15 protein-coding genes and 1 pseudogene are annotated in these 19,818 nt (G+C 60.4%); 7 read left to right on the forward strand and 9 right to left on the reverse strand.

Annotation, left to right across the window (positions count from 1 at the left end):
* Positions 1–73 precede the first annotated feature (73 nt).
* Both O7B34_RS21390 and O7B34_RS21395 read left to right on the forward strand, forming a co-directional pair.
* Complete coding sequence (locus tag O7B34_RS21390; protein WP_337147943.1) at positions 74–1,093, forward strand: amidohydrolase family protein; 1,020 nt, start codon at positions 74–76, stop codon at positions 1,091–1,093.
* Positions 1,094–1,161: 68 nt separating this feature from the next.
* Entirely contained in the window at positions 1,162–1,833 is a 672-nt protein-coding gene (locus O7B34_RS21395; RefSeq protein ID WP_337147944.1) for a 4-carboxy-4-hydroxy-2-oxoadipate aldolase/oxaloacetate decarboxylase, read from the forward strand.
* Positions 1,834–2,357: 524 nt separating this feature from the next.
* On the opposite strand, the gene O7B34_RS21400 is transcribed toward O7B34_RS21395, so the two are convergent.
* Entirely contained in the window at positions 2,358–2,687 is a 330-nt protein-coding gene (locus O7B34_RS21400; protein ID WP_337147945.1) for a hypothetical protein, read from the reverse strand.
* A gap of 473 nt (positions 2,688–3,160) precedes the next feature.
* Positions 3,161–5,830 carry a C-terminal helicase domain-containing protein gene (locus O7B34_RS21405; protein ID WP_337147946.1) on the reverse strand — a complete coding sequence of 890 codons (2,670 nt, stop codon included), beginning with the start codon at positions 5,828–5,830 and terminating at the stop codon, positions 3,161–3,163.
* 367 nt (positions 5,831–6,197) lie between these two features.
* On the opposite strand from O7B34_RS21405, the gene O7B34_RS21410 reads away from it, so the two are divergent.
* Entirely contained in the window at positions 6,198–9,092 is a 2,895-nt protein-coding gene (locus tag O7B34_RS21410; protein WP_337147947.1) for a class I SAM-dependent DNA methyltransferase, read from the forward strand.
* A gap of 463 nt (positions 9,093–9,555) precedes the next feature.
* On the opposite strand, the gene O7B34_RS21415 is transcribed toward O7B34_RS21410, so the two are convergent.
* The 7 genes and pseudogenes from O7B34_RS21415 to O7B34_RS21440 form a co-directional block, all read right to left on the reverse strand.
* Positions 9,556–11,571, reverse strand: a complete 2,016-nt coding sequence (locus O7B34_RS21415) for an ATP-binding protein (protein WP_337147949.1) — start codon at positions 11,569–11,571, stop codon at positions 9,556–9,558.
* A pseudogene (locus O7B34_RS21420) lies at positions 11,546–12,163 on the reverse strand (metallophosphoesterase family protein); the annotation flags it as partial. The pseudogene O7B34_RS21420 and the gene O7B34_RS21415, both read right to left, overlap by 26 nt.
* 210 nt (positions 12,164–12,373) lie before the next feature.
* Positions 12,374–12,979, reverse strand: coding sequence for a DUF6527 family protein (locus O7B34_RS21425; protein WP_337147950.1), 606 nt, complete (start codon positions 12,977–12,979; stop codon positions 12,374–12,376).
* Positions 12,976–14,460, reverse strand: a complete 1,485-nt coding sequence (locus tag O7B34_RS21430) for a phosphotransferase (RefSeq protein WP_337147951.1) — start codon at positions 14,458–14,460, stop codon at positions 12,976–12,978. Before O7B34_RS21430 ends, O7B34_RS21425 begins: the two co-directional genes overlap by 4 nt.
* Positions 14,453–15,793, reverse strand: a complete 1,341-nt coding sequence (locus tag O7B34_RS21435; protein WP_337147952.1) for a ThiF family adenylyltransferase — start codon at positions 15,791–15,793, stop codon at positions 14,453–14,455. Before O7B34_RS21435 ends, O7B34_RS21430 begins: the two co-directional genes overlap by 8 nt.
* Positions 15,790–16,176, reverse strand: coding sequence for an E2/UBC family protein (locus tag O7B34_RS32210; protein WP_199202651.1), 387 nt, complete (start codon positions 16,174–16,176; stop codon positions 15,790–15,792). The genes O7B34_RS21435 and O7B34_RS32210 overlap by 4 nt, the downstream gene beginning before the upstream one ends.
* Complete coding sequence (locus O7B34_RS21440) at positions 16,173–16,469, reverse strand: multiubiquitin domain-containing protein (RefSeq protein WP_292530523.1); 297 nt, start codon at positions 16,467–16,469, stop codon at positions 16,173–16,175. The genes O7B34_RS32210 and O7B34_RS21440 overlap by 4 nt, the downstream gene beginning before the upstream one ends.
* Before the next feature lie 150 nt (positions 16,470–16,619).
* Here O7B34_RS21440 and O7B34_RS21445 point away from each other — a divergent pair, with 150 nt between their 5' ends.
* From O7B34_RS21445 to O7B34_RS21460, 4 genes are all read left to right on the forward strand, one after another.
* Entirely contained in the window at positions 16,620–17,006 is a 387-nt protein-coding gene (locus tag O7B34_RS21445; RefSeq protein WP_337147954.1) for an MbcA/ParS/Xre antitoxin family protein, read from the forward strand.
* Between the two features lie 2 nt (positions 17,007–17,008).
* A complete protein-coding gene (locus O7B34_RS21450; RefSeq protein WP_337147955.1) occupies positions 17,009–17,710 on the forward strand; it encodes an RES family NAD+ phosphorylase in 702 nt (233 codons plus the stop codon).
* Positions 17,711–18,361: 651 nt separating this feature from the next.
* Positions 18,362–18,871 carry a helix-turn-helix domain-containing protein gene (locus O7B34_RS21455; protein WP_337147956.1) on the forward strand — a complete coding sequence of 170 codons (510 nt, stop codon included), beginning with the start codon at positions 18,362–18,364 and terminating at the stop codon, positions 18,869–18,871.
* A gap of 46 nt (positions 18,872–18,917) precedes the next feature.
* The gene (locus O7B34_RS21460; RefSeq protein ID WP_337147958.1) at positions 18,918–19,781 is read left to right on the forward strand and encodes a DUF3800 domain-containing protein; all 864 of its coding nucleotides are present in this window, start codon (positions 18,918–18,920) and stop codon (positions 19,779–19,781) included.
* Positions 19,782–19,818 lie beyond the last annotated feature (37 nt).

Here is a 19,818-nt window from a genome sequence, read left to right on the forward strand (position 1 = left end):
CGACGGCGACGTCGGCGCATGCCGTCCCCTCGGGACGCGCCCATACGCCTCAACGTCGAGCGCGAGGAAAGCGATGATTATCGACTGCCACGGCCACTACACCACCGAGCCGCCGGAGCACCATGCGTTCCGCAAGCGGCAGGTGGAGTTTGCTGAAGGCAAGAGCGAAGCTTGGCCGCTCTATCCCGAAATCGACGATTCGGTTCTGAGGGCCACGATCGAGCAGAACCAGTTGCGGCTACAGCGCGAGCGCGGCTCAGATCTGACCATCCTATCGCCGCGCGCCTCAGGCATGGGCCACCATGTCGGCGACGCCGACATCAACGCCGACTGGTCACGGATCTCCAACGACCTGATTGCACGCATCGTCGACATGTACCCGGCCAACTTCGCCGGCGTCTGCCAGTTGCCGCAGTCGCTGAGCGGCGACCTCAAGCCGGCTCTTGCCGAACTCGAGCGCTGCGTCGATCTCGGCTTTGTCGGCTGCAACCTCAATCCGGATCCATCCGGCGGCTTCTGGTCGGCGCCGCCGATCCACGATCCTTACTGGTATCCGCTCTTTGAAAAGATGGTTGAGTTGCAGGTGCCGGCGATGATCCATGTTTCCAGCTCATGCAGCGCTTGTCTGCACACAACCGGAGCGCACTACATCAACGCCGACACCGCAGTGTTCATGCAGTTGATCCAAGGAGATCTTTTCGGCGCTTTTCCGGACCTGAAGCTGATCATCCCGCATGGCGGCGGCGCCGCTCCATATCACTGGGGGCGCTATCGCGGCCTGGCGATGATGCTGGAGAGGCCGTCGCTTGGCGAACACCTCATGCGCAACGTCTTCTTCGACACCTGCGTCTATCATCAGGCGGGCATCGACACACTGTTCCGTGTCGTCGGTCCGGACAACATCCTGTTTGGATCGGAGCTGCTCGGAGCGGTGAAGGCCCTCGACCCCGAAACCGGATTCAGCTTCGATGATACGCGGCGCTACATTGACGCGCTGTCGCTCGATGGGGCTGGGCGCCACGCGGTCTTCGAAGGCAACGCCCGCAAGGTTTATCCGAGGCTGGATGCGCGGCTGAAGGCGCAAGGGCGCTAGAACCACCCACGAGCACCGGGTGTGGCGCCAGGCGTCCTGCCCTTTCACATCCTTGCAGGGAGAACACAGTGGCCAGAGTCGTCATGAACACCGCGCGGACGCCCGCCGAAATCTGCGAGGGCCTCGGCGAGCTCGGCGTCGCCACAGTCCACGAGGCGCAGGGACGTACTGGCCTGCTCGCCGCACGGCTGCGGCCAATCTACGAGGGCGCCAGGATCGGCGGCAACGCGCTGACATGCGAGGTCGCGCCCGGCGACAACTGGATGATCCACGTCGCGCTGGAGCAGGCACGGCCTGGCGACATACTGGTCGTCACCCCGACCTCGCCCTGCGAGGACGGCTATTTCGGCGACCTGCTGGCGGCATCGGCCAAAGCGCAAGGGATCAGGGGCCTTGTCATCGACGCGGGCGTGCGCGATGTCGCGACCTTGCGTTCCATGGCATTTCCGGTCTGGTCGAAGGCGATCAGCGCGCAAGGCACCGTTAAGGAGACGCTCGGCAATGTCCAGGTGCCGATCGTGTGCGCGGGCGCCCATATCAGGCCAGGCGACGTCGTCGTTGCCGATGACGATGGTGTTTGCATCGTACCGCGCGAAACAGCCGCGAAGATCCTCGAAGGCGGCCGCAAGCGTGAGGCGATGGAGGAAGAAAAACGCACCCTCTACGCCGCGGGCAAGCTCGGCCTGGATGTCAATGACATGCGCGGGCGGTTGCAGCGTAAGGGCCTTGTCTACGAGTAGTATCGACGCGGCCAGGGCGCGTCTCGCTGAGGGCCTCGCCAAGCCACCGCACTCGCCCGCGACGCCGGCATGAGCCTCAGAGCGCTGCAGAGATTGCTTCATGATTATGTCAGCGTTTCACCGAAGTGGTGATCCGCCGATATCGGCAGCAGGCCGCTCGATTGCTCGCGCGAGAAAGGACGCTTCAGCTTTCCCGACTCGCAGCCGAACTCTGCTATTTCGATAAAGCTTACCTTGCCAGGGATTTCGTGCACCTCTTCGGTTGCTCCCTGAACGTACCAGCGCAGGCAGAACCTTTGAACGCGGGAAGGCCACGGCGTCCAGTAACGACCTCCAGACATAATCGATAAACAGAGAGGCAGGATCAGTCAGGCTCCGTTTGAGACTGCGTACCACGGTCGCATCGATCGCTGGCTCTCAAAGGTCCGACCGCGTCACATTTCCACGGGCACGGCATCACCATACTGCTTGGTGAAGCCGGGGAGCACGCGCAAGGCGGCCATGGAGGTCGCTGCTGCCGAAATTCAGAAATTGGCCGCCTGACACATCTGAAACGAGGTAAGGAATAGAAAAATGAATACAAATTCCCTGACGACGACCACCACTCCTGCCAAGAAAGTCAAAATCATCTCCTGGACCCTGCGCCTACTTGCGGCCGCTGCGTTCCTGGCCGCCGGCGGGGCCAACTCGCGGACGCACAGATGATGGTTGATGGCTTCAACCAGATTGGCATTGGCCAATGATTTCGGGTGGTGACAGGCCTCCTCGAAGTTGCTGGCGGTCGCCATGTTGGTGCCGGCGACGGCCGCATTTGGCGGCCTGATGCTCGCCGTCACCATGGTACGTGCCGTCATGACTCATCTCTTTGTCATCGGGGGCAACCCCGCGCCGGCTCTTTTCCTGATGGTCATCACGGGCGCGGCTGCCTGGCTGCATCGGCCAGCATTACCGATGCGTTGAGCGGCTTACGGCAATTGTCACGCTCCATTTGATGACGCAAACCTGTGCCAATGGTTTCAAACGCTTGCGCCGACACAATCGGAGCACCAGTTCGCACGTCCGCGTAACGTCAAGACGTTCCAGACTGCCAATTATGCGACTTTTCGAAAACAAACCGGGAACGCCTGACCGTTTCCATTCATCGCCCAAGGCCAGTTTGGGAGTGCAAAAATGGCCGCAACCGGGCCGGAAGCCGACCGTCCGCAAAGAATGAAACTATCAGGAAGCGGTCGCTCCGCTCCCGCCTCCATTTCTGACACTGCAATGAGGATCGAAGTGCAGGCGACCAAGACGGCTCATCGTCAAGCCGCGGTGCTGAGGCTGGCGCTTATTCTGGTTGTTCGGGTCGCGAAATCGCGGATAGATCGATCGCCAGGCGATGGGCGTCCTCCTCATCTGCTCCCACCCGTCGCAGCATCTCGAGGAAGGCGTCGGGGTCGGGCTGGCCGAGCGCGAGGCGGTAGTAGAGGAGGTCCTTGAGCATCCGCTCCTTTCGGGTCGATCTCAGGCTGAAACGCCAATTGAAACTGATACTCTCCGGACGGCCCGAGTCCGGCAGCCACCAGCGTTCAAGCCCGGTACCACCAGGGGGCTGCTCCCGGGCGACTTCGAGAAGGCAGGCGAACGGGCTGCCCTCCTCCGCGCGCGCTAATGCTGCATCGCTGTGGGCGGCGGCGAGCGACTGCCTGACAGCGAGGCTCCCGAACCGGGCGATCCGGCCCTCCCGTTGCTCGAAGTCAACTGGGTCAGTCGGCAGGTCCCAATGCACGATCCGGCGGCACCAGAGGTGGAAGTCGAGGCCCTCCTGGCCGACCGAGGTTGTGCACAAGACATGGAGCCAAAATGGGGAGTTGAACGCGCGGCGAAGCATGTCGCTGCGTAGCCTTCCCCCCTTCTTCTTTCCCGTCCGCCTCTGCTCGCCCCCAGCAAAGGGGGCGACCGCCTGGACGGGGACTCGGTACTTTCCTCTCGCCCGCTTGAACTGCACGAGACCGGGACGGTCCAGAATGCAATTGGACAGTTGCTCCACGATCTCGAGTCCTCGAGCATCACCTAGTTTCCCAACGAGGCAGATCTGCTCGTCGAGGACGGCCTCGAAGCCGCCCTTCATCATGGCCTCGCACAGCGCGTCCGGATAGCGCGTGCGTGTCGATGCAGCGAGCATCAATTCGGCGAAGGTGCGATGCCCGAAATACCCGCGGAGTCGGTTCCAGGCAAAGTCGAAGACGAGTGCGTATTCGCGTTTCGAGTTCTGCGGGATGCCGTGCCGGTTGACGCAGCGGGCGATGATCGATCCCGGAGCCGATACGATGTGATCTGCGAGGGTCGCAAGTTCCGCTCGCGAGATCGTTGCGATGCGCTGGATGGCTCTCCAATCCCTGGACTTCCCGCCTGTCCGTGCGCTCGCCGCGAGCGAGACGACGCGGTTGAAGGCTTGTGCGGAGATCTGCCGCTCGATGCCGCAGGCGACAATCCAAGTCGGCCTCTTCTCATCCCCGTCCAAGCGGACTCCCTTTCTGGTGAGATAGTCCTCCAGCTGATCCACCGCGTCACGCCGCATCGCCAGCATGCCACTCTTGGTCGCCTTTCTCGGGTCGATCGCGAGCGACAGGTTTGGCCACTGCATGAAGATGCCAACCAGCGCTCCACTTTCGCTGCCGCCGGGTCTTAGAAACGGCGCCTTCTTGCCATGGCCGCCGATCCCGCCCGTGAGGTCAATCGATAGCAGCGCAGATATCGAGGTGGGCGCTCCGCGCCACTTGCTGAACAGGAGTGTCTTGCCTGGCAGGGTCCGCTTCGAGGACCAAGGTCCCTCCAGGCGCCACCATGGCACCGTCGGCGGTTGCCATGGCAGCGCCAGACTCTTTGATCCGCCCGCCATGCCCGAGAGCACTCGCAACTGCGGATGAGCCAAACTCCCGCGGCCGGACCCAGCCTCGAAGGGCGGCGCCTTGGCATCGGACAGCTTCTCCCAAACCTTGTACACATGCAGCGTCTGCGCGGGATAGGGTATCGAACTCCACATCGCTGGCGCCCATCCGGCGAATTCCTTGCCGCAGTTCTCGGCGAGGTGCCTGAAGAGCATTAGGTCTCGCGCCTCGATGTCGACGAGGTGGTTGTCGCGTTCGAACAGATCTTTCTTGTGAACGAGAGCGCGCTCAGTGCGCGCCATGAGCGGCCTCAGGAGTGTCTCCAGTCGGGATTTCGCCTTGAGCACTTCCTCTCGCACGATCTCGGAGGAGCCAGGCGTTGCGAGTGCGTCGTGATAGTCCCGCATCGCCGCCTCCACCGTCACACAGCAATTGGGATCGTCGGCGAGAAATCCAGCCAGGTCGACCAGCGCCCGGTAATGCTCGACGGGATGCACCTCTTCGCCGCTGAGCCGGCGGAGTCGGTAGGGTGTTGCCGAGAGCAGGAGGACTGCGGGCTGATCGCCCTTCAGGAGTGCATCAACAAGGAGCTTGTGCACCCGCGCTCGTTCGCGCTTTAGCCTGTCCTCAGATGCTTCGCGCTGGGGAAGGATCAGATCTGCGTATCGGTGGAACTCGTCGAGGATTACGAGGTCCGGACGAACCGATTTCGAGCGCAACGCCGAAAGGGCCAGCGCGGATCGGAACCGTGCAATGAGTTCCGCTAGCCTAATCTCCTTTGCTTCCAGCCAAGCGATGATGGTCTTCTCGAGGTTGCCCTTTGGGCAGTCGAAGATGTCACGCAACGCACGCTCGATGCCGATCTGGGTGTGGCCTTCCAGGCTTGACGCTCGCTCGCCAAGAAGCGACCGCGCATTCGGTCCGCGGTTGCGGTCGAGTCGCAGGACGATGGACCTCAGCGCATCGTACTTGTCGAGTACCTTGCGGATGAGCGCGCGTTCCGCCTTTCGGCCTGTTCGCGGGCCTGGCTTCCATCCAGGCAGGCTGGTTTCGGGGGTGAAGGTGAATATGCGATAGCCCTTGCCCTCGTCGGGTAGCGCATGGCACCAGCGCGGCTTATGCCTCATGCGGCGACCAGTTCTCAATAGAGCGATGTCCGCTGATCCCGAACAGAGCGAGGAACATTTGTTTTCCTGGTGCGAAAGGCTAGCATAAGCAGAAATCAACCGCGCTGCCGCATCATCAATGCTCAGAAGTTCAGGAATTCCGCCCGATGGCGGGTCAACCCGTGCATCGATTGAGGTTCGTCACTATTTTGGCGGGAATCATACCTCATGGACGAATGGCCGTGCCCTGCTGGCATTTCCCTCGCGGCTCGGCACAACCGACTAAAATCACCTTGACTTAGGGACCTTTTTAGACGCGATAGCGTGAACTTGCGGATGAGGAAAATATTCCCTCGATTATAAGATTTTCGGACAACTCGGGGCGATCGTGACACCTGAACAATTCATTGGGAAGTGGGAGGCGTCAACCCTCAAGGAACGTTCCGCGGCACAGTCGCACTTCAACGACCTGTGCGAGATGTTGGGTGTGGATAAGCCGACCGACGTTGATACGAGTGGTGACTGGTATTGCTTTGAGCGGGGAGCTTCAAAGACGACTGGAGGTGAAGGCTGGGCGGACGTATGGAAAAAGGGGCATTTCGGCTGGGAATATAAAGGCAAGAGGAAAGATCTGACAGCCGCCTACGCACAGCTGCAGCAATATGCGGTGGCGCTCGAGAACCCGCCGCTCCTTGTAGTGTCCGACATGGACCATTTTGTCATTCATACTAACTGGACGAATACGGTATCAGAGACCCATCATATCAAGATCCAAGATCTTTCTGACGCAAATCAACGCGATAAGCTGCGTTGGCTATTTACGGAACCTGATCGGCTGAGGCCCGCCAAGACGATTGATGCGCTCACGCGTGAAGCCGCAGACACGTTCGCCTCACTCGCGATCAGCCTCAGCAAAGTTCATGACCCGCATGCCGTCGCTCACTTCGTGAATAGGCTTGTCTTCTGCATGTTTGCAGAGGACATCGGCCTCCTTCCTCGAAAGATATTCAACCTTATCCTGGAGAAAAGCATCAAAAAGCCTTTAGTGGCTCAAGGTATGCTAGAGCAGCTTTTTGGGGCCATGCAGAAGGGTGGCCCCTTTGGCGTCGATGAAATTGAGTGGTTCAACGGCGGTTTATTCGATGATGCTACCGCACTCCCTCTAACCAAGAATGACCTCGAGTCAATCGGAGCAGCGGCCGCGCTAGACTGGTCCGACATCGATCCGTCGATTTTCGGGACGCTCTTCGAACGTGGATTGGACCCCGAGAAACGCGGCCAGCTTGGCGCCCATTACACCGACCCGGAAAAGATCATGATGATCATCCGGCCGGTTATTATCGACCCGCTCACACGAGAGTGGAATGGAATCCGGGAGAGGATAGAGCACGCAAAAACCTCGGCAAAGCGAAAACGAGAGCTGTTGAACGGGTTTCTGGAGCGGCTCAGGAGCTTTCGAGTGCTAGATCCGGCTTGCGGCTCCGGAAATTTCCTGTACCTCAGTCTGCTGGCGATCAAGGACCTTGAGCACCGCGTGAATCTTGAGGGCGAGATCCTCGGGTTAGGGCGGCAGTTCCCTACCGTGGGGCCGGAGGTCGTGCGGGGGATCGAGCTCAGCTCCTATGCAGCCGAACTGGCTCGTGTCACCGTATGGATTGGCGAGATCCAATGGATGAGAAAGAACGGCTTCGATGTTAGCAAGACGCCCATCCTGAGGCCATTGCAGAACATCGATCATCGGGACGCCCTGATCAACGAGGATGGCACCGAGGCGAGCTGGCCGGATGCCGACGTGATTGTCGGGAATCCTCCATTTCTCGGCAGCAGAAAGCTGCAACCAGAGCTGGGGCCAGAATATACGGCCAAGATTAGGCGCCTTTATCGTGGGCGTGTGGACGAAGGGGCTGACCTGGTCTGCTTCTGGTTTGCGAAGGCTTGGCAAGCCGTCGAGAATGGCGGCGCCCAACATGTTGGATTGGTCTCCACCAACTCGATCACCGGCGGAGCAAGCCGCGAGGTGCTAGAGCCGATCGCACGGAATGGTCGTATCTTCGAGGCTTGGCGCGATGAACCATGGACGGTGGACGGAGCAGCCGTGCGGGTATCGCTTGTTTGTTTCGGCCGAGAGAAGGCGAAGGCGCCGCTTCTTGACGGAAAGCCGGTGTCCACGATTTTCGCGGATCTGCATGCTCCCAGCGATGGCGAAGCGTTCGATCTAAGCCGTGCAAAGATTCTGGACGCGAACATTGATGTGGCCTTCCAGGGTGTCGTGCCCCGAAGCCAGCTAAATAAAAAGGCTGCTGTGAAGTTGAAGCTGCCGCCGGCATCCTTCGTGTTGCCCGGCGGCATCGCCCGCGAACTGCTTGCACTACCTGTTAACCCGAACGGACGTCCTAACAGTGACGTCGTCTTGCCATTCCTGGTCGGCAACGACGTTACCAATCGGCCAAAGGACCGGTTCATTGTCGACTTTCGCGACATGACAGAAAGCCAGGCGGCCCTTTACGAGGCGCCTTATGCATATATCGAACCGGTGAAAGCACATCGGGCGAACATGACACAACCAGAGGCGTTGCTCAGCTGGTGGCAGCACTGGCGCTCAAGGCCAGAGCTAAGAGCAGCTATCGCTTCGCTCGACAGGTTTATAGTAAGTCCTAGAGTGGCGAAGTACCGACTTTTTGCTTGGCGGAAGCCGCCGATTGTCGCCGACAATGCCGTAGTGGTCATTGCCCGATCTGACGACATGACCTTCGGGATCGTTCACAGCCGCTTCCACGAGATCTGGTCCCTTCGGCGAGGAACGTTTCTGGGCGTGGGCAATGACCCTCGCTACACGCCGACAACCAGTTTCAGCACCTTCGCATTTCCGGATGGGCTGACCCCTAAATTGGCTGCTAACGATTTGGAGAAGAATGCTCATGGGCGTGCGATCGCAGAAGTCGCAAGAGAGCTGAACCGCCTTCGGGAGAATTGGCTGAACCCAACTGGCCTAGTTACATCGATCCCTGAGGTCGTTGGGCATTTCCCAGAGCGTCTTGTTCCTGTCGATGACAAGGCGGCGAAGGAGCTCACAAAGCGCACTCTGACGAAGCTCTACAATGCAAAGCCCAAATGGCTGATCGACGCTCACCGGTCGGTAGATGAGGCTGTTGGGGCTGCGTATGGAATCTCCGCTGATGCCAAGCCGGATGAAGTCCTAAGATTTTTCTTGGAACTCAACGTGTCACGCGGCGGGTCCAAGCTCAGCGTCGTCGATGACGACGAAACAGATGAAGAGGTCTGAACCACAGGCCGACCCTGACGGGGTGTGCTTACGCGTCCTATTTAGCTATCAACGACCGGCCCGGGCCGGAGGGAGCCTGTCCAGTTTGGCTCTGGATCGCTCGAAAGCAGCTGATCGGAAACCGGCTGCCGCGTCTTCCCTATTGGCTTCCCGCGCGAATGTTTTCACCATCCCCATCAGCAGCTTAGAGCTGACGAACGGATGGAAATGCTGCAAGGCGTCTGCCTATTTTCGGTATTTGTCGGCCAACTCGCGCTCCTGATCGCCTCCTGCGCCGCGAGGCGCAAAGCTGCCTCACTGCCGCAACCTGGATGTTGGCTTTCGAGTGGAGGAAAACTTCGCCTCCACGGCCGAGATGAGGCGCAAAGCTGACGCGAAAGCCGGCGCTTGGAAATGTCGATTAGACTAGCTAAGGGGCAATCGAACAGCACGGTATTTCCGCAGCGCATCAAGAAGTCCAATCTCATCCGAGCTCATGGACCGCTACGCCCGGCACTACAGCCTTGGCGATCTCGCACAGGTGCTGGTGGTGCGTAAGATAGATCACCTGACCGGCACTTGCCATTTCGCCAAACAACCGGAAAACCTCCTGGGACCGGACATGGTCGAAAGTTTCCATGATGTCGTCTGCGATGAAGGGCACCGAGGGCCGAAACTGCGCAAACTCGTAGTAGCCGGCAAGCCGCAGCGCCAGATAGAGCTGAAACCGCGCGCCCTTTGACAGCGCGTCCGCGACCTTGGATGGCCCATCGCGCTGCAATGCGATCAGCACTTCCCCACCCTTCACAGGTTGCGTTGTCAGGCCAGAGTACTGGCCGCGCGTCATGAGGGCGAACGCGTCTGATGCGCGCTCCATCATCCCGGAGCGGTGACGCTCGCGGTAGAGACGCAGCGCATTGCCAGCCGACATGATTCCCAATTTCAGCTCGATATAACGGACGGCCTTTTCCTCGATCTCGAGAAGGACGGTGCGCCGTTCGGCATCGATGCGGGCAACAGCGCTGTCGCCGCCAATGGCGTCCAGCTTGTCGGTCGCGCGTGTCTGCCGGATGAGCTGCTGCTGTATCGCCTCGTCAAGGTCGTGAAGCCGTTGCTCGGCTTCGGCCTTCTCGATTGCAAGGCTGTCGAGATCGACACTATCCAGTATCGAACGCGCCTGCTCGAAGCCTTCCACCGCGAGCTCGGACGAAACCTGTTCCTCAAGCTCGGCCACGGCAGTGCGCAGGCGATCCCTGTCGCGCAGCAGTTCGTCGCGTTGCACGACCTCCGCCAGTGTGGCGACGCCAAAGACGCTCAGGACCTCGTTCTTGCGGCGCTCATGCGCCGAAATCTCGGCATCGAGGATCTCCCGTTGATCCTGCAGGCGCTGCAGGTCATTGACGAGGCTTGCCTTGGCCTCGCGCATGCGCTCGGCGCGCTCCAAGCGCTCGGCAAGCCGAAGGGCCAGCTGTTCCGGTTCGTCGTCGTCGGCCGCCTCGCCCGCTTCGGCTGCAACGGCGGAAACCTCGACCAGAAAATTGTCCCTGTCGGCCTCCATCTTCTCGATGCGAAGCTGCATGGAGTCCCGGTCCTGAAGGCCCTTGGACAGTTCAGCCAGTTGGTCAAGGACGCCTCCCATGCCGGGCACCGAGATGCCGCTCTCCAGCCATGTGCCCTTTAGCGCTTCGGCAATACCAGCCTGCCATTCATCCTCACGTCGCTCCGCGACTTCGACAGCTCGGCGCCTGGCGACCAGATCCTCTTGCCTTGTGCTAACCGTCTTGAGCGCCTCGGTGCGCTCAGCGTCCACCTTGAATTGTCTCTCAAGGAACAGCTCTGCCGCGGCCATGATCGTCTCCAGGCTGTCACCCGGACCCGAACCGACGCCGACGCTCGCCAGCGCACCGCTCAACTCCAGGCGTATTCGGCCTTCCTCATCAACCGCCCGCTCGGCCTTCTTGCGGGAAAGCTCGATCTCCTCCCATGCCGCGATCGCTTCTCTTCGGGCAGCGATGCGATCCTCGATCAGCTCGATCAGCTGCTCGGGGGATGATTCCTGGCGGTCTGCGAGCAGCTCTCTTGCTGATGCGCGAATTTCCAAGAGCACAGCCTCCCGATCTGAGCCGTTGCGAGCAAGTTGATCACGCGCATGCGCGATGGTGGCCGAGGTTTCTGCGAGATTGCGGCTTGTGCTGCGGATTTCGACCAGTTCCCGGGCGTTGGCCAAACGGCCTGCTCCGACACTGTCGTCTCGGGCCAGTGCTGCCGCGAAATCATCCGCCGTATCGCCAGTCAGGTCATCGCGATGCCGTGCCCAGGCCTCGTCACGAGCGCGCCGAATGACGCCCGCCGCATCATCGTCGGTGACATCGACTGAGGCACGAAGGGCTTCCAGCCGCGCCGAAAGCAAGTCGTGATTGCCCTGGTGCTCGGCAAGACGTTCGGAAAGGATGCCCCTACCCTTCCCGAGCTCTGCTGCCAGCGCCTTCCATGCGCCCATGGATGTGCCCAAGCGCCCAGTAGTCGAAGCCATGGGCATGCAGGTCGGTGGCGTTGCAGGGGGCATAGACGTCGTGGCCGGGCGATCCGGCCAGGCTGGTATGCATGATGCCGACATTGACCGCGCCTTCACGCGGCGCTGAATACTTGGGCAGCAGGCTGTCCGGCGCCTTGGGGCTGGCGAAGCTCACGCCATGGACCATGACGTCGAGCCCGCCGGCTGTCTGCAGCACTGACTGGGAACGGCCACCGAAGATCGTGACCGTATCCGGGAACACCAGCTGCTTCGATATGCGCGATAGCGCGTCATGATTGCCACGGATCTTGAAGACACTGATGCCGGCCTGGTGCAGTCGTGTCATCTGCGACGCCAGGAAGCGGGCGGTTTTCATCGACGTCTGGTCGCCATCATAGAGATCGCCGGCAATGACCAGCGCATCGACACGCTCCGCCAGGCAGAGGTCAACTATGGAGACAAACGCCTGGCGGCTGGCGTCTCCGACGAGTTCGGCAAGGTCGCCGTTTCGCATCGCCAGCGAACGCAGCGGCGAGTCGAGATGGATGTCGGCGGTGTGAACGAATCGAAATGGCATGACACTGGCTCCGGTCCGAGCATAACGGCGTTCGGCTGCGGCTCGACAGGAAACATCTCAAGATACGGGGTGTTGGCTCTCGAGCTATAGGTCGGCGTTCGAGCGAGGTGAGTGGCTATCAGCGAACAAGACATCCACTCCGACTTGCCAACGACCTCACCCCAAGACCTCGGATGAACTGTCCCGCCTCGAAGTGACCTACGCATGCCGCTACTTCGTCTCACCTAACAGAAGGCGCCGCATCCAGTCGAGAAATCCTCCCTTGCGCGGCTTCTCCGGTTTGGATTCCTGCATGGGCCTTTTCCGAAGGCGGTCACGCTGAGCGTCTGCTGGATACTCGGCGAGCCCGCCGTCAACAAGCTTGCGTGCGGCACGCGCTACGTCCCATGGAATCTCGTTGAGCTCTTCCGCGATCTCGAGCGTGGGTCTGAATCTGACGGTGTCCAGTGCCGCCAGGACCTCGGCCTCAAGAGTGACATCATAGGCCGGCTCCTGGTTGCCCATTTCAAAGCGGTGGCACCAGATAATCCGGTTTTGCCAGACGATGAAGTGGCTCTCGCAGCCGCCCTCGCGCCAAACGGATGGAGAGAGGCTGATCGCGTTGCCCTTGCGGTAAAGACGCCAGGCTTTTCCCGCCCGCTGATCGAGGTTGATCGAAAGAGACCCGCCGCAGCCGTCCGGGCAGGCGATCAGGAGTGAACGGGGCCTTCCCCGGTGCACGAGAACGACGTCACCCGGTTCCCGCAGCAACGGATCGCCGTCGTGCCGATGCTCCACCTCTGCACGGAACCGGATCTCACGAGCAGGAATCTTCATGAAGGGGGACCGTTTTCGTTTTGGAGGTCAGCGATCAGGCGAGAGGCAACTACATAGCCATGGGCGCGCCGGAACCGATCGGCCGTGCACCCGTCGTCCCACATGCAACGCCGCAACAGACTGATGGCAACAGCCGCTTCGTACTCACTTGAGCAGGATTGAACCGCAATGCCGAGGCGACGAATCTGGCGAACCGCCGAGACCATCCAACAATAGGACGACGTGGGGTCGCTTGGATCTGGCGGGTGCAGGAAGCTTGCCGGCGCGTATAGCCTGTCGACCACGGTGCGCCACTTCGGATTCTCGTATTCATCGCGCGTCTCTTCAGGGGGCAGTTCGAATGCGAACCAGGTTTCCAGCGCCGCCAGATCGGCTGTCAGGGGGCCAGAGGCGACAGACGCAAAGTCAATAAGGATCGCGTTGCCGTTGCGGACTCGTACGTTCTCGCCGTGCAGGTCGCCGTGCATCGGCGCCTTGCGGTAGATCTGGTCAAGAGCACCGAGCCGTGTCCACAGCTGGTCCGGCGTGACGCGGACGTCCTGCGTTCTCGCGTATTCGAGGTAGCTCTTTTTGATCTGTGAGGGCACGCAGAAATTGGCTTGCTCTAGCGCAACGGCGACGGAACCTTTGACAGGATCGATGGCATAGGCCTGCTCGCGCCAGCCGCCGAGCGTCGTCTCAAATAGGGACGAGATCGCAAGCGAGGCGACGTTGCGCCGGACCTGATCCCAGAGGGGTTCGGATTTGTCAGCGAAGTCACCGACAAGTAGACCGCGCGTCGCCCCAAGGAAACACCCGTGAACTGACGGCCGCAGCCCGAACGGCACGAAGGGAGCAAAGCTGCGGTAGTTCTCGGCCTCTTTGACAATCCTGTCAGTAGAATCGAGCTTGACAAAGAACGGCTGTGGCCATGCTCCAGCGACCGAGTTCTCAAGGGTCGCGTGGACACTGAATACGCGTGCACGGGAACGACCGCCGCCGAGTTCCGAGAGCACGATCTTGCGGCAATCGTAAAACGCTCTCTGGAAAAGCGGAATGTCATGGTCGCTGATGGGTTCACGGTTGCCAGCCAGCTGAATCTCAAGGCGTGTGTTCGGGTGGGGCCCTGGCTCGTGGCGCGCCAGGCGCTCCGGCAGTTCGTGGGGCTCCGGCGCGGTGCGAGCATGCACGTCTCTGGTACGGGTTACTTCGCCCAACGCTTTCTGCGCTCTGCCAAGCACGCCGTCGCCAGTGGCGAGGATCTCGATTCGCAGCCCATGATCCACGAGCGCTGGCGCGAGTTCACGCGCGAGCGCACTCACCGGACCGATGTTCGACGCGTCAAACGAAAACACAGCGCCGCAGGCGGCGACAAGCTGGTCGGCGGCTGGTGCACCGGCGAGGATCGTAACTGCGAGACGCCTGTTGCGCAGTTCACGGCGCATTTCAGGACTCGGCGCAATACCAAACCAGAGCACTCTGCCGCGGAACATGTCAGCCATCGCGCGCTCCGTGCGGGCGGACGGGCAGAGGCCAGAGCGAACCTTTGCCCAAGGCGCCGATCGGGGAACACACGACGCAGCTCGAAACGAGCGAGGCGATCGCCGGCCGCACGGTGCCCTTTAGGCCGTCGTAAAATTGGAGTCGCGCCGCGCTGGGCACAGGCGTCACAGCGCTTAGGAACATGGTGGCGGCCAGCGAGGCGACCGTCGAGTTCAGGGAAATGACCGCGGGCTGCGGCTCGTGGATGCCCTGCACATATGGATCGGCGGCGCGCTGCTCCAGTGTGAGCATCTCGCGCCGGATCTGTTCGCCGTCGAGCGCCTGTGTGCACACGAGACAGGGGAGTCCCGGCGCGAGCATCTGGGTGCGGCCGGTCACGTGCGTGATCTCGTTTTCTCGCACGGTAATGCTGACGCCCATGTCGATGCAGGGCAGGAGAAACTGATAGGCTAGCTGTCCGACGACCGCGCGGCTCGCATGCGAGTCCGTGCACAGAAACAGGAAATCCGCGCCATAGAGCGTAGGCAAGGTTGCTTCGTCGACGATGTCGGCCTGGCGAGCCGTGATCTGCGCCTCAGGATTGATGCCGCGGATGTGACGCGCTGCGACCTCTACCTTGGGCCGGTCGATATCTGCTGGCGTTGCGCCGACAAGCCGGTTGAGATTGGTCATCTCGACCACGTCGGGGTCGATCAGGATGAAGCGGCGAACGCCGAGATGAGCGAGTTGCTGTGCGAGCGCCGATCCGGTGCCGCCAAGACCGATAATGGCCACGGCAATGTGACTGATGATGGCTTGGCCGCGTGGGCCGAAGGCGCGGACCTGCCGGTCGTGGGCCCGGGTGCTGATCTCGGGCAGTCCGGGATAGGACAGCGCCCGTGCGCACGCGCCAATTTCCCAGACTGGGATCTCGTCGCCGATGCCGAGGCGCCGCGCCCGGCAACCGTCGGGCCCAACTACCAGCGCCAGATGGGACGCTGCAGGCACCCGCCGTCCAAAATAGTCCGACAGGGGCTGCTCACCTGCGTCGTCTATGGTTGAAAAACAGGGTTGTCCGATCGCTTGCGGATGGGTGTGCACCAGCGCGACCCCGAGCTTCTCTTTGCGCGCGCGGTTGGCGATCTCGACCAGATAGGCTGGCCTGAGTTCGGCAGAGATGACGTCGCGATGGCTGTAAGCTTCTACGGGGGCCAGCACCCAGTCGGCAGCGATCCAGGCGCCTTCCGAGCCGCCGCTTCGGGTGAATACGACAGCGCAGGTCTCCTCGTCATGCGCGAGCAGGGTGTGCGCAAGGCGGTCGTATTCGGGGGCGGCGAAACGCAAGCCGGTCATTTCAGTTGCCGAAGGCGATCGTTCACGGTGTTCATCCACGAGGAGAGGCTGTCGCGGTTAGGATTCCACGGCTGGGCGAGGTGCCAGGAGAACCACAGGCTAGGGGTACCGACTTCCGGGATGGGGTTCGTAGCACTTGCGTTCGCCGGGACGGCGCCACCGGCGAGCCGCAGGTCCCCATCGGCCCAGAAGCAGTCTAGTGCCGCGTAGGGATAGCCCGGGGGCACCAGGAACCAGATCGTCGTGTGCGCCTTTGTCCAGCCCGCGGGCAAGCGCACACCCGGCACGGTGATCAGGGTCGTGCCACTCGGAAGCCGAGTGGCCGCGACCCCGGGATACCGCTCCGTGAGTTCCGCCAGCTGGACATCTAGGAGGCTCATCATCCAAAATTCGCCTTCGGCACGGCAGAGAAGCGCAAAGGCCCGTGGACCTTCTCAAGCGAGACCTCTTCATCGTCACGGATCACGCGGTCGGGATCGTCTCCGTGCCCCTCCAGAACGAGATCGTGCGAGGGATCCCAGTCAGGGACCTTGGCTTTGATCTGCAACCCGGTCAGCACCGGCTGGTCAGTCTCGAATTTCTCGCGCCCGACAAAGAAGGTATAGGCCTTCGGCTTATCGGGCTTGCCTCCGTCCTTGCCGTTGCTGGTCTGCTCCAGCACATCGTGTTTCGACATTTTGATCTCCTATCTGGCTGCCCGTCAGGCGGGACTCTTGACTAACTGGCAAATTGGATTCAAATTCACGAATCAGTCCGTATCTGGACTAATCCATATCTGGACTGCTTGTGAGTTTCAAGTTCGATTTTGGACTTTTACGGGGTATGCATGGCTGGACACGCTCAGGACGTATCGATTGAACAAGGTGTCCAAGAGCGAACCGCGTTAGGAACCTTCATCAACATCGCGGACGCCTGGGGCTTAACGACGGATCAGCAGATCATCCTGCTTGGATCGCCGGCCAGGTCGACATTCTTCAAATGGAAGAAAGAGGGGGGAGCGATCCCCAGCGATACGCTCGAACGGATTTCGCACGTGTTCAGTATCTACAAGTGCTTAAACATCTTGTTTCCGGATCCTCAGCGCGCTGATCAGTGGATAAAACGGGAGAATAAATATTGGCACGGCCGCAGCGCCCTCGGTCACATGATGAAGGGGAGAATGGCGGACCTGATTGATGTACGACGATATTTGGATGCGCAGCGGGGAGGATAGTGTTGAGCGTCGACTATGTAGTGGTCGAGAGTACCTGGTATCGCCTCATCCCCTCGCGCTTCCCGCCCATCTCGTTATACGAGCGCGTCGCGCGGGAGGAGGTGTGGCCTGTTGTGACTTCGGTCGAAGATCTCACGAATCCCCGCGCGCAGATGCGCCAGCTGCTGACCGGGGGTGCCCAGGTCGACGAAGCGTCCCCCAAACTACAGAACTGGAACCATGCTCCCTTTGCCTACCTGAATCCCGAGGGCACGTGGCTGCTGAGCCCGCTCTTCGGCGCCATGGAGTTGTGTGACTGCCTTCAGACCGCCCTCGCTATGTCTGTGCGCAAGCGCGAACTCTTCCTCTCGCGTACCGAGGAGCCGCCTCTCGACCTCGACATGCGGGTCTTGGGTACTCGCGTGAAGGGGCGACTTGCTGATTTGCGGGCGCTCGACCCGACCTTGACCCAAACGGCGCGGTGGGAGGTCGGGGAAGAGCTCTTAAATGTCGGCGCCGATGGTGCCCTATTCAATTGCCCCGTCCGGCCTGCCGGGACCTGCGTCGCGATCTTCAACGGAGACGTTCTCGCGAGAAGCGTTCAGGCCGAGCATTTCCGCTTCGTCTGGGACGGCTGTCACGTGAAGTCGGTATACAGCTTCGACAAGGGAGAGAATTTCAGGGCGGACGACCTGTTCAAGGACGCAGTGATGAAAGCGGCATAGTCTAAGTCCGGCCTGTCGTCCCGTCGACAAACGGAGTCGTCAGACGTCGATCTCAACCTCTTGCCGCCGGTACAGCCACGGGTGTGGCGATCGGAGCATCGAGATCCACATATTCAGCGGTACGTAACTTCGCCGCGAGACTGTATCGGATTTCTGTGTCGGCGCGACCCTCGGCTGGGTTTTCTCGCCACCAGCCGCCAGTCGGCAACGTAGCAATGGCGTTGCGATGAGACAACTGGAGAGCATGAGGAACTGTGGGACGGTTGGTTACGGAGGCTCCCCGAGCGGGCCGGAACCACGCCACAGAAAACGCCCGTTTGGTCGGCCGCAACGTGACTGCCCCACAAAACCTCATGCTCCCCAAGATCAGCCCCCTCCAAGGACCATCAGACAGAATAAGCCTGATTATCGGGAGATAACCGGCCACTCCCACTGGTCATGGGCGCCTGGTGCGAAACTACTACTCGTTTATGTGCAGTCCGCCTTCATCTGCGATTAGACGATGCGTATTTCTTTACCAGCCATCCTTGACTGGTAGCCTAGCGACATCTATGTCTTGTCCCTAGAGACATATACGTCCGGTTGCGCCCTCTTGCAGACAGCGCAAACGCCGCGCATTTGTGTCCCAGAAGCTAGCAAAAGGACACTACCATGACCGCAAATCCTCCACAAGAAAAAGACGCAACGCCGGCGCCGACGATCAAGACCAACAAAGCGTCCGCCGATAAATGGGGTCAACAGGTAATCGAGCTGGGCTTTTGCCTCGTTCCGTCTCTCTTGCTGCGCGCTCAGCAGCGTATCGGGCTTAATCCGACCCAGCTCGCCGTCCTCCTGCAATTGTGCGATTTCTGGTGGGATAAGGAGCGGAAACCATTTCCAAGCAAGGAGACCCTTGCGCAGCGGTTGAGCCTTAGTGAACGCCAGGTCCAACGGTACATTGCGGAACTGGAGCAGGCCGGATTGGTCCAGAGGATCGAGCGCCGTAGCAGCAATGGGGGCAAGCTCAGCAATACCTATGATTTGAGCGGACTTGTGAAGCGCCTTCAGGAACTAGAACCTGAATTCCGCGAAATCGAAGAGTCGGCCAAGGCAGCCCGCAAGGCGGTGACGAAGCGTGGTTACAAAGCCACGGCGAAACCGAGCGTCGAGGCCGTACGATGATCCCCTGGGGCCCGATGGATAAAAAGAACAAGAGCGAGGGACTGGAATGAGTTGGGCGCTATTTATTGACGAGACAGGCCAAGATCGCCGGAATTCGCCATATGAAGTGCTGGCAGGCGTTGCGATCGAGGACCGAAAGATATGGCCCCTCATCCGGCAACTTTCCGACGCTCAGCAGCATATCTTCGGGATGCGTCTTTATCAGGCTTACGGCCAGGAGGCGAAAGCCAAGGAGCTGCTCAAGCCAAAGACTTTCAGACACGCTGCACAATTGCCAGCCTTCGAGCAGAACACCCGCAGTCGCCTTGCGCGGGAAATCCTTCTTGATGGGACAGCGGTGACGCGCGATCGGTTGACTGCGCTCGGCCAGGCGAAGATCGCTTATTGCGAGTTTGCGCTCAACCTTGCTCGTAGCCACGGAGCACAGGTCTTCGCAACCATGGTCCCGCAATCAGCACCGCGACCACCAAGCGATGAAGCGATGCGAAAGGACTACGCCTTCCTATTCGAGCGCTTCTATTACTTTTTGAATGGAATGCCAGACGATCCGATGGGATATCTCGTGTTCGACGAGCTAGATAAGGCACAGAGCCATGTCTTGCTTGGGCAGGTATCGAACTATTTCATAAGGACACGAAACGGCAGGGTGCGCGCCCGACTCATTATCCCGGAACCCTTCTTCGTACACAGCGATCTAACGACGCTAATTCAGCTGACGGACATCGTCGCGTATGTGATCAGTTGGGGTTTGCGATTGAATGGCATGACGCTGCCGGCCAGACCCGAATTGGCGGGACTAGCTGATCGCGTAAAGCGAATCCGATTCAGTCGCGAGACCGAAGGAGGTGAAAAAATCTGGGGGATTAAGCACATTCGGGATCTGAGGCCTATCGCTCTCAACCCGGCATAAAAAAAGGCAATGCCCACGTTTCCGCGTACAAAGCCTC

Source organism: Mesorhizobium sp. Cs1299R1N3 (assembly GCF_037179625.1).
Taxonomy (GTDB): Bacteria; Pseudomonadota; Alphaproteobacteria; order Rhizobiales; family Rhizobiaceae; genus Mesorhizobium; species Mesorhizobium salmacidum.

Excerpts from the sequence above, each read along its gene's own strand:
- O7B34_RS21405 (WP_337147946.1), bottom strand. The coding sequence starts at position 5,830 with ATGAGGCATAAGCCGCGCTGGTGCCATGCGCTACCCGACGAGGGCAAG.
- O7B34_RS21460 (WP_337147958.1), top strand. The coding sequence starts at position 18,918 with ATGAGTTGGGCGCTATTTATTGACGAGACAGGCCAAGATCGCCGGAAT.
- O7B34_RS21415 (WP_337147949.1), bottom strand. The coding sequence starts at position 11,571 with ATGGGCGCATGGAAGGCGCTGGCAGCAGAGCTCGGGAAGGGTAGGGGC.
- O7B34_RS21390 (WP_337147943.1), top strand. The coding sequence starts at position 74 with ATGATTATCGACTGCCACGGCCACTACACCACCGAGCCGCCGGAGCAC.
- O7B34_RS21430 (WP_337147951.1), bottom strand. The coding sequence starts at position 14,460 with ATGGCTGACATGTTCCGCGGCAGAGTGCTCTGGTTTGGTATTGCGCCG.
- O7B34_RS21445 (WP_337147954.1), top strand. The coding sequence starts at position 16,620 with ATGGCTGGACACGCTCAGGACGTATCGATTGAACAAGGTGTCCAAGAG.
- O7B34_RS21400 (WP_337147945.1), bottom strand. The coding sequence starts at position 2,687 with ATGACGGCACGTACCATGGTGACGGCGAGCATCAGGCCGCCAAATGCG.
- O7B34_RS21425 (WP_337147950.1), bottom strand. The coding sequence starts at position 12,979 with ATGAAGATTCCTGCTCGTGAGATCCGGTTCCGTGCAGAGGTGGAGCAT.
- O7B34_RS21435 (WP_337147952.1), bottom strand. The coding sequence starts at position 15,793 with ATGACCGGCTTGCGTTTCGCCGCCCCCGAATACGACCGCCTTGCGCAC.
- O7B34_RS32210 (WP_199202651.1), bottom strand. The coding sequence starts at position 16,176 with ATGATGAGCCTCCTAGATGTCCAGCTGGCGGAACTCACGGAGCGGTAT.
- O7B34_RS21455 (WP_337147956.1), top strand. The coding sequence starts at position 18,362 with ATGACCGCAAATCCTCCACAAGAAAAAGACGCAACGCCGGCGCCGACG.
- O7B34_RS21440 (WP_292530523.1), bottom strand. The coding sequence starts at position 16,469 with ATGTCGAAACACGATGTGCTGGAGCAGACCAGCAACGGCAAGGACGGA.